This window comes from Aquimarina algicola, assembly GCF_006443095.1.
Lineage (GTDB): Bacteria > Bacteroidota > Bacteroidia > Flavobacteriales > Flavobacteriaceae > Aquimarina > Aquimarina algicola.
Genome location: NZ_VFWZ01000001.1, coordinates 17756 through 33154, shown reverse-complemented (window position 1 = coordinate 33154; position 15399 = coordinate 17756). Strand labels below are relative to the sequence as shown.

Below are 15399 nucleotides of genomic sequence, written 5' to 3'. Positions count from 1 at the left end.
AATTTAGTCTTCTTTACCTAAAGATAATAAACTCCCTGATTTTTTATATTGATAAAAGAGCCCACCTATTAGTAATAGAATAAGAAGAATAGAACTCGCTAATGTTATCGTACTTCCTGTTTTTACAACTTCTGGTTCAAATTTGAACTCAATAGTATGTTTCCCCTTCGGAACCTTTAACCCTCTCAAAGAGTAATTTACAGGATAAATGGGTTGAGATTCTCCATCAATAAAAGCTACCCAACCATTTTTGTAATACGTTTCTGAAAATACAAGGAACCCAGGATTTGGAGTATATGCATTATATACCAAATGATTTGGGTCTGTTTTTGAAACTGCAACAGAAGCTACACTATCTTTTACAGGCTGAAAGCCTTCTAAATCTTCTTTAAAATCTTTTCTTAGTACAGCTGTCTTCTTTGTATTGATAGTATTTAGAGCCTCAAATTCTTCTTTATAATCATTTACAAACTTTAATTCTTCAACAAACCAAGCCGCACCATTAGCCGAAGGATTCTGTTGTACTTCTAGTTTTCTCTCTTTGTTTTGCTGGATAACGTATTTTACATTAAACATGTTAATCACTTCTAGATTGCCTTTTGCAATATGTCCGTGATATAAATCTTCCATTTTTCTTGGACGAACGGCTGTATATCCATTAATCGAATTAAAGAAATAATTGGTATGAGAATTATTGAATCCTCTCGCTTGATCCAAAACTCTAAAATAAGAATTGTCTTTTAAGATTTGCTTATCTGCAGAAGTAGGCAAAAAGTAATTTCTATATTCTCTTTTTGTTATAAAGTTTTCACTAGATACACTACGCCTATTAACGCCACCTAAATCAATTATAATAAGTATCCCGATAATAACTAATGCTATATTTTGAGATATTTTTTCTTTTAAAGTAAACCATAATACCCCCGCTAAAAGAAGTATAAATATTAGTGATCGTAAACTATCACTCTTCAATAATGTGATTCGATCTTCTTTGATAGCATCAAAAATAAGAGGTTGTTCGATAGCTAATTGTACTTCTGATGGAGATTTAAAGCTAAATAGACTTCCTCCAAATCCTAAAAATAATAAACATAGACCCCCAAAAACACCGAGAGAAATCAAAAACTTCTTTTTCTTTTCATCAAAAGAAATATTTTTATCTAAAATTTTATATATCCCAAATACAGCGGCTATTGGTATGAGCAATTCTAATATCACCTGTATACTAGAAACCGCTCTAAACTTGTTATAAAAGGGTATATAATCGATAAAAAATCTAGTTAGGAACTCAAAATTTTTACCCCAACTCAATGTAAGTGATAAAACCATCCCTCCTATTAACCACCAACGTAAACGACCTTTTACCAACAATAATCCTAATAAAGCAAGAAAAACGGCTGTGATACCTAAATAAGGAGGAGCTTCTACAAATGGTTGTGCCCCCCAGTATAACCCGGTCACATTTGCATAATATTGCGCTTGATCAGCTGGTTGGCCTAATTCAATTAATTTTTGATAAAAAGCAGAATCATTACCCAAATCAGATGCTCTACCCAATCCCATAAGCTTTGGTACAAAAAGATTGAGCGACTCTAGTTTACCGTAACTATATTCTGTTATATATTCATAGTCTAATCCATTCTTTTCAGATGTGCTGGTCGTATCATCTGCTAATAAGTTTTTTCCTCTTATACTGGTATCTACATATTCTGAAGTTGATAATAAAGTAGTCGCATTTGTTGCCAAACCTAATATAACGGCCACTATTAATATCGAAACTGATTTTAGTAAATGTATAAGTTCCTTTTTCTTAATAGCATCAATAAGAAAAGCTAGTCCCATTACAAGTGTTAATAGTCCCAGATAATAAGTCATTTGGTAATGATTTGCCTGTATCTCAAGTCCCATTGCTAGAGCAGTCAAAAGAAATCCCCAAATGTATCTCTTTTGAAAGACCAGAAGAATTCCTGCAATTACCAAAGGAAAATAAGCTATTGCATGCGCCTTAGAATTATGACCAACACCTATAATGATAATTAGATATGTAGAAAATCCGAATGCTAATGCTCCTAGTACTCCTATTTTCCAAGGTACACGCATTACCAACATCAAAATGTAAAAACTTATTAAGTATAAGAATAGATAATCTGCAGGTCTGGGTAAAAATCTAAACATGCGATCTAATTTGTCCATATAATCATGAGGAAATCTTGCTCCAAGTTGGTATGTAGGCATTCCTCCAAATGCAGAATTATTCCAATACGTTTCTTCTCCTGTAGTAGCCTTATGATCTCTTTGTTGTTTTGTCATTCCTTCATATAGTTTCAAATCACTTTGATATAGGATTTTTCCACTAAGCAAAGGATTAAAAAAAGCTATAGAAATAATGATAAAACCTAAAACAACAAGTAAGTGAGGTAAGATTCGTTTTATTAAAGGCATGATTTGTGCAAATTTTCTAAATGAAGCGGCAAATTAATCAATTTCCTCAAAATCGATATATTCTCCAACATCTTTATTAGAAGATTTTTTAGAAGTTGGTCTTTCTATGGTAATTTCTCCTTCATTAGATCTTTGGTGGGGCTGTTGATACTGGCTAAATTGTTGTTCAAATTTTTGACTTGCCTTCTTTGTTACATATTTAAGCAATAGAGGACCAAACAAACGCGTTAATACCTTTAGTCCATAATATACTAATAATATAATGAGAACTATCTTTAATACCCCTTGCAAAGACGCTTCTTGCATATCATTTTTTTTCAAAAATAATGAACTCTGTATACAATTACATGCAAGCAGTCCTAAAAAAATGATAAAATCTGCTATATTTGAAGCAAATCTATTCAATATGAACCCTAAGTCTATTCTGTTATATATTGTTGTTTTTATATCTGGTTTGGCAAGCCTTACTGCACAATATACCGAAAAGATTAATACCAATAGGCCCGGTGTTTCTCAAGGAGCGTTCTCTGTAGGAAATAATGTTTTACAATTAGAAGGAGGTCTAGGATTTGGTAAAGAAAAACATGATATTTTAAACACCAAAACCAATGTTTTTAATTTTGACTATGCTATTAGATATGGTTTACTAATAGAACAATTAGAAATTATGCTCGATGGAAAATTTAGAGCAGATGGAGTAAGACAAACTATAGGTGCAAACGAAGAAAAAATAAATAGAAGTGATTTTCAATCAAATACCATAGGTGCAAAATACCTTATATACGATCCCTACAAAAAACCAAAAGAAGAAGACTCTACAGATTACTCAAAACTAAAAAGCTGGAAAGAACGCTATAAATTTAGATGGAAAAGTCTTATCCCCGCAGTTTCAGGATATCTAGGAGCAAATTTTATTTCGGCAGATAATCCTTTTACAGCACCAAATGACGACTCTTTTAGTCCAAAAATTGTTGTAATGACCCAAAATAATTGGACTACAAGTATTAATGGTCAATGGGTATTAGTCACCAACTTAATTTTTGATAAAATCACAACAGATGACCCTATCTTTGGTTGGATTATTACTTCTACACATACACTTAATGACAAATGGGCCGCTTTTGTAGAGTATCAAGGACAGAAAAGTGATTTTTATAGTGACAATATTTTGCGAACAGGAGGCGCTTACCTCTTTAACAAAGATCTCCAATTTGATGCCAATGTAGCTTTCAATTTTAAAGACACCCCTTCTCTCTTTACAGTTAGTTTTGGTGCTTCTTACCGATTTGATTGGCATACAAAAGATGAAATTATAGAACAACCCGGACTTGAAGGTGGTGTAAAAGAAGAAGAAATTGAAGGTGAGCAAGAAAATGAAGAAGGCACAGAAGAAGGTGAAGAAATAGAAGGGCTTGAAGAAGGTGAAGAAATAGAAAATGATAGCTTAAAACTCGGCAAAACTCCTTTTATCAATGATTTTGAAGATGATAGTTTTAGAGAAGAATTAGAAAGAGACCTCGATGAGAGACGTACTGAAGAAAGATTAGAACGTGAGCGTATCGAAAATGAAAAGATAGCCAAAAAAGAGGGTAAAAAGTTCAAAAAAGAAGAAGCCAGACGATTAAAACGCGAAGCCAAAGAGGCTAGAAAAGCTGAAAAAGCAGCTGAAAAAGCCGAAAAAGAAAAACAGAAAATGATCGAAGAAATCGATGCCGAATTGGATAAAATGGAGCAAGATGAAGGAACCGATCAGGAATTAGAAGACATCGAAAAAGAATTAAAAAATCTCGAAAAAGAATTTGATGTCGAAGAAGATGATAAAAAACAGAAAAAAGAAGAGAAAAAGAAAGATGAAGAAGAAAAAGCAAAAGAAATAGAAGAAGAAGATATCGACGCTGAATACGAAAAATATCAAAAAGAGCAAGAAAAACAGAAAAAAGCTGAAGAAAAAAGAAGAAAGAAAGAAGAAAAAAGACGTCAGAAAGAAGAGAAAAAGCGTAAAAAAGAAGAAGAGAAACAAACAGAAGAAGAAGAAAATTTAGAAAAAGAGTTGGAAAAAATAGACTAATAATTGTAAATCAAAATAGATTTTATATTTTTTAGTTGTTTTAAAATCCAAGCTGTTATAATATTGCCAAAATTGATATCTAATCAATTATAATATTTAACAAAAGAATATATATTTGTGATGAATTAGAGATGATATATGATTACGATTAAAGAAATTACTTCAAAAGGAGATTTAACCACATTTGTTAAATTTCCTTTTGAACTATATAAAGATTCCCCCTATTACGTGCCGTCTATAATCAAAGAAGAATTAGACGTCATGAATCCAAAAAAGAATCCGGTTTTTAGAAATGCGGTTGCAAAATATTTTTTGGCTTATAGAAATAATACAATAGTAGGAAGAATAGCCGCCATCATTAATTGGATTGAAGTTGATGAACAAAAAAAACCAAAAGTACGATTTGGATGGTTTGATGTTATTGATGATGTAGAAGTTACAAAAGCGTTATTACAAAGAGTTGCAGAATTCGGCAAGCAACACTCTTTAACATATATAGAAGGTCCTGTTGGTTTTTCTAATATGGACAAAGCCGGTATTCTAATCAAAGGTTTTGAAGAATTAAACACTATGATTACCTGGTACAATTATCCTTATTATTCCAAACATATGGAAGAATTAGGTTTTGAACCTGCCGCTACTTGGGTTGAATATAAAATCAAAGTTCCTAAGGAGACCAAAGAAAAAGTAATAAAGTTTGCCCGAGTAATAAAAGAAAGATATCAATTACAACTCATAAAGTTTAATAAAAGTAAAGAAATCCTTAAGTATGCAGACGATATGTTTGACTTACTTAATAAAACATATAGTAGTTTACAAACATTTGTACCTATCCAGCAATATCAAATAGATATGTACAAAAAAAAGTATCTTCCCTATCTTAATCCAGAGTATATTACTTGCATAGCAGACAATACCGGAAAACTTGTAGCATTTTCTATAGTAATGCCTTCTTTTTCTAGAGCATTAAAAAAAATGAATGGAAAAGTATATCCGCTTCGTTTTTTACATATTCTCAAAGCGCAACGAAGAAATGATACCGCAGCATTTTATTTAATTGGTGTTGATCCTGAATATCAAAATAAAGGAGTTACAGCTCTTATTTTTAAAGAAATGAATGAAGCTTTTTTACGTAATGGTATTGAAGTTGTTGAAACCAACCCTGAATTAGAAGAAAACAAAGCAATACAGGCTTTATGGAATGGTTATGAACACGAATTACATAAAAAAAGAAGAACATTCAGAAAAGATATCGAAAAGCTTTTTTCTTAAAAAAGTATCCTCATAAAGATCAATACTATTAGTTAGTTATAAAAATCTTATGATATTATTTTCATCTATGGCTAGAAAAAATCTGTATTGTAATTTATACCTGACTAAACATCGATTTCAATTAAACTAATAGTCTATTATTACTCAATTACAATAGATTTTCAAACAATTCATTTTTTAGTTAAATAACTTATATTTAACTACATGCCCCCTCTTTTTTCATTATTTTCAGACTAATATTATCTTAAAACCACTTAATCATGTTAAAAAACATTTTAAAAGTTCAAGGCGTTCAAAAACTGAAAAAACAAGAACAGTCTTCAATCCATGGCGGACTTCAAAATTTTAATGCTTGTCTAATCCTTAATTGTTCTGAGAGAATAGATGGAAAATGCCGTTGCGAAAATGGCAGATGCGTATTTGATAGAGAAGCGTGTAAATAGAGTTTGCATGGTAAAAATTCAGTCTTTAAATTTGATTTTTTACCATGCTTAAGTTTATTACTTTTAGTTAAACAACCTATTTTCAACTATATACTCTCCCCTTTTACTATATTATTTTCACAAATTAATAATCTCTTAAACCATATTAATCATGTTAAAAAACATTTTAAACTTAAACAACGTTCAAAAGTTGGATCGTAATCAAAAAGCAAATATTAATGGTGGAAACAGCAGAGGACCAATCTGCGAAATCGGTCCATTCACAATAGATTGTTCTACCAATACAGATGGCAGATGTACTTGTGTTAATGGTAGATGTGTTACAGGGCCTAGCACAGATTGCAGATAGAAAAACATATTCTTTATCCCTAAAGAATAGAATAAAACTCAATTGCAAATTAATAATCTCTTAAACCATTTTATCATGTTAAAAAACATTTTAAATCTAAGTAGCGTAAAGAAAATTAAAAAAAGTAAACAAACTTTAATAATAGGTGGTAATGGCCTACCTCCAAATTGTGTAATTGCAAATACTCCAGGACGTTGTTCAATATGTGAAGGAGTATGGGCACCTACTAGTGGATCTCAAGGTCAAAGTTTTTGTCAATTACCACCATCCACATGTTGTATTGCTATTTTACCATCATAATACAAGCACTAAAAAAATCCGCTTAAAGGCGGATTTTTTTAGTATTTATATTTTTAAAACGTTTGATCTCAGGAAAAACTACTCTCCCATTGCTGCAGCTACAGCAGCAGACATACGTTTATATACTCCGCTTTCTAATCTTTCTCTAATAGCAGAAAACGCATGTAAAGTTTCTTTAATATCTTCCATCGTATGAGAAGCAGTAGGAATCAATCTTAATAAAATTAATCCTTTAGGAATAACAGGATATACTACAATAGAACAGAATATTCCGTAATTCTCTCTCAAGTCTTTTACTAAAGCCATAGCTTCTGGTATGCTACCCTTCAAATATACTGGTGTTACACAACTTTGAGTAGTACCCAAATCAAAACCTCTCTCTCTTAATCCGTTTTGTAATGCATTTACATTATCCCAAAGTTTTGCTTTAAGCTCAGGCATAGTCCTAAGCATATCCAAGCGTTTCAAAGCTCCTACAACAAGTTGCATTTGCAATGATTTTGCAAACATTTGTGAACGTAGATTATATTTCAAAAAATCTATGATTTCTTGATCTGCAGCGATAAAGGCACCTGTACTAGCCATTGATTTTGCAAAAGTCGCAAAATAAACATCTATTTGGTCTTGTATACCTTGCTCCTCTCCTGTCCCTGCACCTGTTTTACCAAGAGTACCAAAACCATGAGCATCATCGACAAATAGCCTAAAGTTATATTTTTCTTTTAGTGCAACGATCTCTTTAAGTCTTCCTTGCTCACCCCTCATTCCAAAAACACCTTCAGAAATCAATAAAATTCCTCCTCCTGTTTTCTCGGCCATTTTTGTGGCTCTCATAAGGTTTTTGTCTATACTCTCTATATCATTGTGCCTGTACGTGTATCTTTTTCCTTGATGCAAACGAACACCGTCAATGATACATGCATGAGCATCTACATCATAAACAATAATGTCATCTTTACTTACCAAAGCGTCAATTGTAGAAACCATACCCTGATATCCAAAATTGAGTAAATAAGCTGCTTCTTTATCGACAAATTGTGCTAGTTCGTCCTGAAGTTGTTCGTGCAAATCGGTGTGACCACTCATCATTCTTGCTCCCATGGGATATGCAGATCCATATGCAAGAGCTGCATCTGCATCTACTTTACGAACTTCTTCTTTATTTGCTAGTCCTAAATAGTCATTAATACTCCAAGTTATAACTTCTCTTCCTTGAAACTTCATTCTATTTGATATTGGACCTTCAAGTTTTGGAAAAACAAAGTACCCTTCTGCCTGATCAGCCCATTTTCCCAAAGGTCCCTTGTCTTTATAAATCTTATCAAATAAATCTCTCATCTATCAAAATTGTTGCTTATAAGTGTGCGAAAATACGGAAAATTGGTTTTATGGCATAATTATATTTAAAATTCACTTTTACAAAGTGAATTTTTTATAAGAAATCATAAAACACATGAAAATAGGTTAATAAAACTCTTAAAAACCTAGAGAAAATTAATGATTTTGTAAATAATAAAGAGTTTAACAAACAATCTCTTACTTACAAAATCATTTCCTTATTTATTTTATGAATTGAACTTCTGTTGCATCGAGTTCATTCTTTGTGTCAAAAAATCCTTGTTCTGTCATCCAATCATCACTAAATACTTTACTCATGTATCTAGAACCATGATCAGGTAGAATAATGATCACATTACTATTCTCATCAAATTCTCCCTGAATTGCTAATTGTTTTGCTCCTTGGATTGCAGCACCACTTGTATATCCTAAAAACATACCTTCTTTTTTAACCAAATCTCTGGCTGTATGTGCACTATCTTCGTCGCTTACTTTTTCAAATTTATCTATAACATCAAAATCTGTAGCAGTAGGAATCAAATTCTTACCTAACCCTTCTATTCTATAAGGGTAGATCTCATCTTTATCAAATTCTCTGGTTTCGTGATATTTTTTCAAAACAGATCCATAAGCATCTATTCCCAGAACTTTGATATTTTTATTTTTTTCTTTCAGAAATCTTGCTGTACCAGAAATAGTTCCTCCAGTACCACAACATGCTATAAAATGCGTTAATTTTCCATTAGTTTGATCCCATATCTCTGGTCCTGTAGAATTGTAATGAGCATCTATATTCAACTCATTAAAATATTGATTAATGTATACCGAACCTTTTATTTCTTCATGTAATCTTTTTGCTACCTGATAATATGATCTTGGATCATCTGCACTCACATGGGCAGGACAAACATATACTTTTGCTCCCATGTTTTTTAACATATCTATTTTATCTTTTGAAGATTTTGAACTTACTGCCAAAATACATTCATATCCCTTGATAACGCTCACCATTGCAAGACTGAAACCAGTGTTCCCACTAGTGGTCTCGATAATAGTATCACCGGGTTTTAAAATGCCTTTTCTTTCGGCTTCTTCAATAATATAGAGTGCTATTCTGTCTTTTGTAGAATGTCCGGGATTGAAGGACTCTATTTTTGCATAGAAATTTCCCGGAAAATCTTTCATAATTCTGTTTAACTTCACCAAAGGGGTTTGTCCAATAAGTTCTAAAACATTATTATAGGCCCTGATATCTTCTTTCATATAGTTTTGTTTTGATTTATGAACATAAAAGTGGGGATCCATAAATCGTTAAAAAAACAGTACGAATTTACACTATTTTTTTTAATTAGTTATTTATACTTTCTAAATCTAATAAAAAAGCATACTCTTCTGCAACCTCTTTTAGAGCTTCAAATCGTCCTGAAGCACCACCATGTCCAGCTTCCATATTGGTATGTAACAATAATAGATTATTATCCGTTTTTAACTCTCTTAGCTTTGCTACCCATTTTGCAGGTTCCCAATATTGCACTTGAGAGTCATGTAGTCCTGTTGTCACTAACATATTAGGATATGCTTGTGCTGTTACATTATCATACGGTGAATATGATTTCATGTATTGATAATAATTTTCTTCATTCGGATTTCCCCATTCATCATACTCTCCTGTAGTAAGGGGGATACTATCATCTAGCATTGTAGTTACAACATCTACAAAAGGAACGGCTGCAATTACACCATTATATAATTCTGGAGCCATATTTACCACTGCTCCCATCAAAAGACCTCCTGCAGAACCACCCATAGCGTACAAATGATCTTTGGATGTGTATCCTTTGTCTATTAAAAACTTTGAGCAAGCAATAAAGTCTGTAAAGGTATTTTTCTTTTTAAGTAATTTACCATCTTCATACCATGATCTTCCTAAATATTCACTTCCTCTCACATGAGCGATAGCAAAAATAAAACCTCTATCAAGAAGACTTAATCTTACTGTAGAGAAATATGGATCAATAGTAGAGCCATAAGAACCATACCCATATTGCAATAATGGATTACCTGTATCTTTTTTAAGGTCTTTTCTATATACCAAAGAGATTGGAACTTTTACTCCATCTTCTGCAGTAGCCCAAACTCGTTCTGAAACATAATTTGACTTATCAAATTTACCTCCTAAAACTTCTTGTTCTTTTTTAACAACCTTTTCTTTGATTTCCATATCAAAATCGATAACAGAATTTGGAGTTGTCAAAGAGTTATAAGCATATCTTAGGGTTTTGGTATCAAAATCAGGATTTGTGCTTACATAAGCGGTATACGTTTCATTATCAAAAGGAAGATAATAATCTGCTGTATTATCCCATCTTTTGATGTTTATTTTGTTAAGTCCATTATTTCGTTCACTTACAACCAAATATTCTTTAAATATTTCAATATCTTCTAAAAGTACATCATCACGATGTGCTATAACATCTTTCCAGTTTTCTTTAGATGTATTCTTTTCTGGTGTTTTCATCAACTTGAAGTTAGTCGCCTCATCTACATTCGTCAATACATAAAAATGATCACCATAATGAGCTATACTGTACTCAAGATTACGTTCTCGAGGTTGAAAAATTTTGAATTCCCCTGTCGGATCATCAGCTTTCAAAATTCTATATTCAGAAGTTAGTGTACTACTTGATCCTATAACAATATATTTTTTGGATTTCGTTTTGTAAACAAATGTGTAAAAAGTATCATCTGTTTCATTATAAATCTCTACATCTTCTGAAACAGGCGTACCTAAAACATGCCTATAAATACGATTTGATCTCAGTGTTTGATCATCCTTTTTAGTATAGAATAATGTTTTACTATCTGCGGCCCATGTACTACCACCCGTTGTTGTTTCTATACGCTCTGGATAAATTTCGCCAGTTTCAAGATTTTTAATTTGTATTGTATACTTTCGTCTACTTACGGTATCCACTCCAAAGGCAGCCAATTTGTTATCAGGACTTATATTAAGACCACTCAAACGGAAATAAGAATGTCCTTCTGCTTCTTTATTGCAATCAAACAATATTTCCTCTTCTGCATCTAAAGATTCTTTTTTTCTAGTATAGATAGGGTAATCTTTCCCCTTTTCAAATCGCGTAAGATACCAATATCCATTCAGCTTATAAGGTACAGAAGAATCATCTTCTTTAATACGACTTTTCATTTCCTGAAAAAGACTATCCTGAAACTCTTTTGTATGAGACGTCATTTTCTCATTATACTCATTCTCTTTTTTGAGGTAATTAATAACCTCTTCATTTTCTCTTTCATTTAACCAAAAATAGTCATCAACTCGGATATCTTGATGCTTCTCTAAATTTGTTGGTTTCTTTACTGCTACAGGTGGTTTTATCTTGGTATCCGATGTAGTCATAGTGTCTTTTTTACATGAAGTTGCAAAAATAAGCGATAAAATGAATATAATGTGTAGAGTTTTCATAATAATCTCAATTAGTTTATTAACAGCCAAAATACTAATTTTGTAACATTAAAAATTAAAAAGTAGAACTTATGTTTGGAGACATGATGGGCATGATGGGAAAATTAAAAGAAACCCAGCAAAAAGTAGAAGAAACAAAGAAGAGATTAGATTCGGTACTTGTTGATGAAAATAGTCATGATGGATTATTAAAAGTCACAATGACAGCGAATAGAAAGCTAACTGATATTTCTATAGATGATAGTTTACTAGAAGATAAAGAACAATTAGAAGATTATTTGGTATTGACCATAAATAGGGTAATTGCAAAAGCTACGCAAATACAAGAATCAGAATTGGCAGCAGTTGCCAAAGAAGGTATGCCTAACATTCCCGGTTTGGATTTATTTATGGAATGATTTTTGGTTAAAGTTATTTTAAGTATTTAGTCATGAAATTTATATTTTTGTTTTTATGTTTCTATCACTTTTATAGTTACTCTCAAAATAGTGAGAGTTCTTTGTGGATAAAAGATATGGAAATCGCAAAAAAGATTTCTAAAAAAGAACATAAACCAATTCTTATGTATTTTAGCGGAAGTGATTGGTGTAAACCTTGTATGATGCTTCAGGAAGATTTTTTTGACAGTTTTGAATTTAAAAAATTCACAGATTCTTTCGTTTTTTTATATCTTGATTTTCCAAGAAATTCAGATTTAATCTCTACAGAAAGAAAGATTGAAAATTCTAAACTCCTTGAATTATATAATAAGAATAAACAATTTCCATTAATTAATATATTAAATTCAAAGGGTAAGGTCTTAGATAAAATTTCAGGTTATAGTTCTCTTAGAGACCCTAGATATCATTTTGAATTATTACAAAAGTTTATGAAGTAAAAAAATGCCTAATATAAATTATATTAGGCATTTTTTATTGAGTGAATATCTTATTAAATTACTGAATTAACCTAAATTCTGTTCTTCTATTCGAAGCGTGTTCACGCTCTGTACAAGTTACCCCATCTGCACATCTGTTTTTAAGTCTTGTTTCACCATATCCATTTGCTACTAGACGACTTGCATTAATACCTTTTGATATTAAATATCTTACTACTGATTGGGCTCTTCTATCAGAAAGTGCTTTATTATTAGTTCTCGAACCTCTCGAATCAGTATGAGAAGCTATTTCCATTTTTGCTCCTGGATTATTTGCTAAAACAGGCATTAAACGTGTATCTATAATATTTTTAGCCTGACTTGTTAGTGTTGCGCTTCCCAGATTCCAATTAATTGGTAATGCTGAATACTCAATTAAAGAGCACTCTACTTCTTTCCATGTAGTCAACCCTCCTTTTTGAGTCAAGACTTCTTTAGTTACTTCTTCATAAGTAGCAGGAACTATAACTTCCTCTGTGTAAGCATCTTTAACCAAAACTGTCTTTGTGATTGTACCATATTCAGCAGGAATTTCCTCTTCTATTACTTTTGCAGGTTCAACAACAACCCTTTTGGTATAAGTCCCTGTTTGTTCAGAGATTGGAGAACTCTGTGTTGTAGCATCTACACCTAAAATTTGTTTTGGGATTGTTGTAAATTCTGCTGGATAGCCTTTATAACACCAATATCTACAATCATCTGGATTACTTGATTCACAATCCGGGGCAGGTGCTCCCAATTCCCACTGAGCATAAGCTGGTTTTATTTCTACTGTCTCAGAAGCGGTTTCTAGTTTGGCAGGGATTATCTTTAAAGAAGATGCCCCTTGTTTCTTAACAAAAGTTACTGTCTCTGTCTTATATTTTGCAGGAATCACTTTTAACTTTTTAGATGCTTCTTTAATTATAATACGTTCTTTAATTGTTTCATAGGTAGCAGGAAATGTTTTAAGTTTTTTAAACTCAGGGGTTATCTGAACTTTTACAATTTTATTTTCATATACATCAGGAGTAGTACAACGTACATAACATTTTCCTGGTTCCGGATTTTGTGGTAAATCTTGCTGAGCTCGAATAATTTGAGTAAAAGAAAGTAAAAATACTCCTAGAATAATTTTTTTCATAGTTGGTAAAATTTGTTTAATGTTATTTTGTATAATTTTCACAAATTTAAATTAATAAATTATTTTTCTAGATCAAAGTTATAAAGGTGCAATAGATGTCATTATTTTATTAATATTCAAAAGTGTACAATTTTCGACAAATTGTATTATTAATCGACAAAACACCTTTCATCAAGAGATTTTCTTTACTTATTCATTTTTCTTTTTGCTTTTAATTCTATAATTTTAACAAAAGCCAAAAAAATTAATTAAAAAACTGAAAGCATGTTTGAACTCAAAAATAAGGAGGGATCTAATTACCATTTTACACTAAAAGCCAAAAATGGCCAGGTTATTCTAAGTAGTGAGGTTTATAATAGTAAAGCAGCCGCAGAGAACGGAATAGCTTCTGTGAAAAAAAATGCTTCTGAAAATGGTAAATATGAAAGAAAAACTGCAAAAAATGGCAAGTTTTATTTTAATCTGAAAGCCGGTAACGGTCAAATTATAGGAAGTAGTCAAATGTATGCTTCTGAATCAGGAATGGAAAACGGGATTAATTCTGTAAAAGAAAATGCTCCGGATTCTGATATAAAAGAAATATAATTTTTTTAAGTGTTGTCTTAGATAAAGTTGTTTATGGTGTATAAACAACTTTATCTAAATTTAAGGATGTCAACACTCCCAGAAAATACTCATGCATCTCGTCTGTATAATCCAAATGAGTAACAAACCTTAACTTACCTTGTCCCATACCAAAGAAATGAACATTTTTTGACTCCATTTTTGAAATAAATTCATTTTCATCTCCTTCGATAGTAAAAATGATAATATTGGTATCAATAGGTTCTACTTCTTTTACAAAAGACAAACGTTTCAAAACTTCTCCTATCTCTTTTGCCTTCTTATGATCTTCTTGTAATCTATCTATATGATTTTCTAGAGCGTATAGTCCTGCTGCAGCCATAAAACCTATCTGTCTCATACCTCCTCCCAGCACTTTTCGAACCCTAATAGCTTTGTCCATAATCTCAGCATTGCCAATCAAAACAGAACCTACGGGAGCTCCAAGCCCCTTACTTAAACAAACAGAAATAGTATCAAAAACATCACCGTATTGTTGAGCAGTTTCCTGTTTTGCTACTAGAGCATTCCAAAGTCTCGCACCATCTAAATGATATCCTAAACCATTTTGTTTACATACTTGCTGTATCTTTAAAATCTCTTCAAAATCATAACAGGCACCCCCTCCTTTGTTCGTTGTATTTTCAATACAAACCAAACTTGTCAAAGGGCTATGATAAAAATCCGGTGGGTTAATTGCAGCTTCTACCTGATCGGCTGTGATCATTCCTCTGTTTCCATCTAATAATTTGCATGATACTCCACTGTTGAAAGACACCCCGCCGCCTTCATAATTAAAAACATGCGCATATTTATCCGCTATTAGTTGTTCTCCCGGTTGTGTATGCAACTTTATAGCTGCTTGATTAGCCATACTACCAGATGGAAAAAATAATGCTTTCTCTTTTCCAAATAACTCGGCTATTTTATCTTCTAGTGCATTAACAGTTGGGTCTTCTTTATATACATCATCACCAACTTCTGCATGCATCATTGCCTCTAGCATTCCTGGAGTTGGTTTGGTTATTGTGTCGCTTCTTAAATCTATTTTCATCAAGTAG

Annotated in this window: 13 protein-coding genes; 6 read left to right on the top strand and 7 right to left on the bottom strand. The window is 32.0% G+C overall.

Annotated elements, in window-relative coordinates:
* Nucleotides 1-3: 3 nt before the first annotated feature.
* Together FHK87_RS00135 and FHK87_RS00130 are read right to left on the bottom strand one after the other, a co-directional pair.
* Nucleotides 4-2442 (bottom strand): YfhO family protein, encoded by a 2439-nt coding sequence (locus FHK87_RS00135; RefSeq protein ID WP_140588344.1) that lies wholly within the window; start codon nucleotides 2440-2442, stop codon nucleotides 4-6.
* 33 nt (nucleotides 2443-2475) lie between these two features.
* A complete protein-coding gene (locus FHK87_RS00130) occupies nucleotides 2476-2748 on the bottom strand; it encodes a DUF4834 family protein (protein ID WP_140588342.1) in 273 nt (90 codons plus the stop codon).
* Between the two features lie 61 nt (nucleotides 2749-2809).
* Between FHK87_RS00130 and FHK87_RS00125 the strand changes: the two genes are divergently transcribed.
* From FHK87_RS00125 to FHK87_RS00115, 3 genes are all read left to right on the top strand, one after another.
* A complete protein-coding gene (locus FHK87_RS00125; RefSeq protein WP_226293941.1) occupies nucleotides 2810-4510 on the top strand; it encodes a transporter in 1701 nt (566 codons plus the stop codon).
* A 138-nt stretch (nucleotides 4511-4648) separates the two neighbouring features.
* Nucleotides 4649-5782, top strand: coding sequence for a GNAT family N-acetyltransferase (locus tag FHK87_RS00120; protein WP_140588338.1), 1134 nt, complete (start codon nucleotides 4649-4651; stop codon nucleotides 5780-5782).
* Between the two features lie 594 nt (nucleotides 5783-6376).
* Complete coding sequence (locus tag FHK87_RS00115; protein ID WP_140588336.1) at nucleotides 6377-6574, top strand: hypothetical protein; 198 nt, start codon at nucleotides 6377-6379, stop codon at nucleotides 6572-6574.
* A gap of 378 nt (nucleotides 6575-6952) precedes the next feature.
* On the opposite strand, the gene FHK87_RS00110 is transcribed toward FHK87_RS00115, so the two are convergent.
* From FHK87_RS00110 to FHK87_RS00100, 3 genes are all read right to left on the bottom strand, one after another.
* Nucleotides 6953-8212, bottom strand: coding sequence for an aminotransferase class I/II-fold pyridoxal phosphate-dependent enzyme (locus tag FHK87_RS00110; RefSeq protein ID WP_140588334.1), 1260 nt, complete (start codon nucleotides 8210-8212; stop codon nucleotides 6953-6955).
* Nucleotides 8213-8434: 222 nt separating this feature from the next.
* Nucleotides 8435-9475, bottom strand: coding sequence for a PLP-dependent cysteine synthase family protein (locus tag FHK87_RS00105; protein ID WP_140588332.1), 1041 nt, complete (start codon nucleotides 9473-9475; stop codon nucleotides 8435-8437).
* An 85-nt stretch (nucleotides 9476-9560) separates the two neighbouring features.
* Complete coding sequence (locus FHK87_RS00100) at nucleotides 9561-11696, bottom strand: S9 family peptidase (RefSeq protein ID WP_140588330.1); 2136 nt, start codon at nucleotides 11694-11696, stop codon at nucleotides 9561-9563.
* A 71-nt stretch (nucleotides 11697-11767) separates the two neighbouring features.
* Between FHK87_RS00100 and FHK87_RS00095 the strand changes: the two genes are divergently transcribed.
* Nucleotides 11768-12094, top strand: coding sequence for a YbaB/EbfC family nucleoid-associated protein (locus FHK87_RS00095; RefSeq protein ID WP_140588328.1), 327 nt, complete (start codon nucleotides 11768-11770; stop codon nucleotides 12092-12094).
* A 116-nt stretch (nucleotides 12095-12210) separates the two neighbouring features.
* The gene (locus FHK87_RS00090) at nucleotides 12211-12573 is read left to right on the top strand and encodes a thioredoxin family protein (RefSeq protein WP_262711236.1); all 363 of its coding nucleotides are present in this window, start codon (nucleotides 12211-12213) and stop codon (nucleotides 12571-12573) included.
* A gap of 58 nt (nucleotides 12574-12631) precedes the next feature.
* Here FHK87_RS00090 and FHK87_RS00085 read toward each other — a convergent pair whose 3' ends face one another.
* Nucleotides 12632-13735, bottom strand: coding sequence for an OmpA family protein (locus tag FHK87_RS00085; protein ID WP_140588324.1), 1104 nt, complete (start codon nucleotides 13733-13735; stop codon nucleotides 12632-12634).
* A 264-nt stretch (nucleotides 13736-13999) separates the two neighbouring features.
* On the opposite strand from FHK87_RS00085, the gene FHK87_RS00080 reads away from it, so the two are divergent.
* Nucleotides 14000-14320: a YegP family protein gene (locus FHK87_RS00080; RefSeq protein WP_140588322.1), complete on the top strand. Its 321-nt coding sequence runs from the start codon at nucleotides 14000-14002 to the stop codon at nucleotides 14318-14320.
* 31 nt (nucleotides 14321-14351) lie between these two features.
* Here FHK87_RS00080 and FHK87_RS00075 read toward each other — a convergent pair whose 3' ends face one another.
* Complete coding sequence (locus tag FHK87_RS00075; RefSeq protein ID WP_140588321.1) at nucleotides 14352-15392, bottom strand: threonine aldolase family protein; 1041 nt, start codon at nucleotides 15390-15392, stop codon at nucleotides 14352-14354.
* Nucleotides 15393-15399 lie beyond the last annotated feature (7 nt).

Excerpts from the sequence above, each read along its gene's own strand:
- FHK87_RS00080 (WP_140588322.1), top strand. The coding sequence starts at position 14,000 with ATGTTTGAACTCAAAAATAAGGAGGGATCTAATTACCATTTTACACTA.
- FHK87_RS00095 (WP_140588328.1), top strand. The coding sequence starts at position 11,768 with ATGTTTGGAGACATGATGGGCATGATGGGAAAATTAAAAGAAACCCAG.
- FHK87_RS00135 (WP_140588344.1), bottom strand. The coding sequence starts at position 2,442 with ATGCCTTTAATAAAACGAATCTTACCTCACTTACTTGTTGTTTTAGGT.
- FHK87_RS00125 (WP_226293941.1), top strand. The coding sequence starts at position 2,810 with ATGATAAAATCTGCTATATTTGAAGCAAATCTATTCAATATGAACCCT.
- FHK87_RS00100 (WP_140588330.1), bottom strand. The coding sequence starts at position 11,696 with ATGAAAACTCTACACATTATATTCATTTTATCGCTTATTTTTGCAACT.
- FHK87_RS00090 (WP_262711236.1), top strand. The coding sequence starts at position 12,211 with ATGGAAATCGCAAAAAAGATTTCTAAAAAAGAACATAAACCAATTCTT.
- FHK87_RS00115 (WP_140588336.1), top strand. The coding sequence starts at position 6,377 with ATGTTAAAAAACATTTTAAACTTAAACAACGTTCAAAAGTTGGATCGT.
- FHK87_RS00130 (WP_140588342.1), bottom strand. The coding sequence starts at position 2,748 with ATGCAAGAAGCGTCTTTGCAAGGGGTATTAAAGATAGTTCTCATTATA.
- FHK87_RS00120 (WP_140588338.1), top strand. The coding sequence starts at position 4,649 with ATGATTACGATTAAAGAAATTACTTCAAAAGGAGATTTAACCACATTT.
- FHK87_RS00105 (WP_140588332.1), bottom strand. The coding sequence starts at position 9,475 with ATGAAAGAAGATATCAGGGCCTATAATAATGTTTTAGAACTTATTGGA.
- FHK87_RS00085 (WP_140588324.1), bottom strand. The coding sequence starts at position 13,735 with ATGAAAAAAATTATTCTAGGAGTATTTTTACTTTCTTTTACTCAAATT.
- FHK87_RS00075 (WP_140588321.1), bottom strand. The coding sequence starts at position 15,392 with ATGAAAATAGATTTAAGAAGCGACACAATAACCAAACCAACTCCAGGA.
- FHK87_RS00110 (WP_140588334.1), bottom strand. The coding sequence starts at position 8,212 with ATGAGAGATTTATTTGATAAGATTTATAAAGACAAGGGACCTTTGGGA.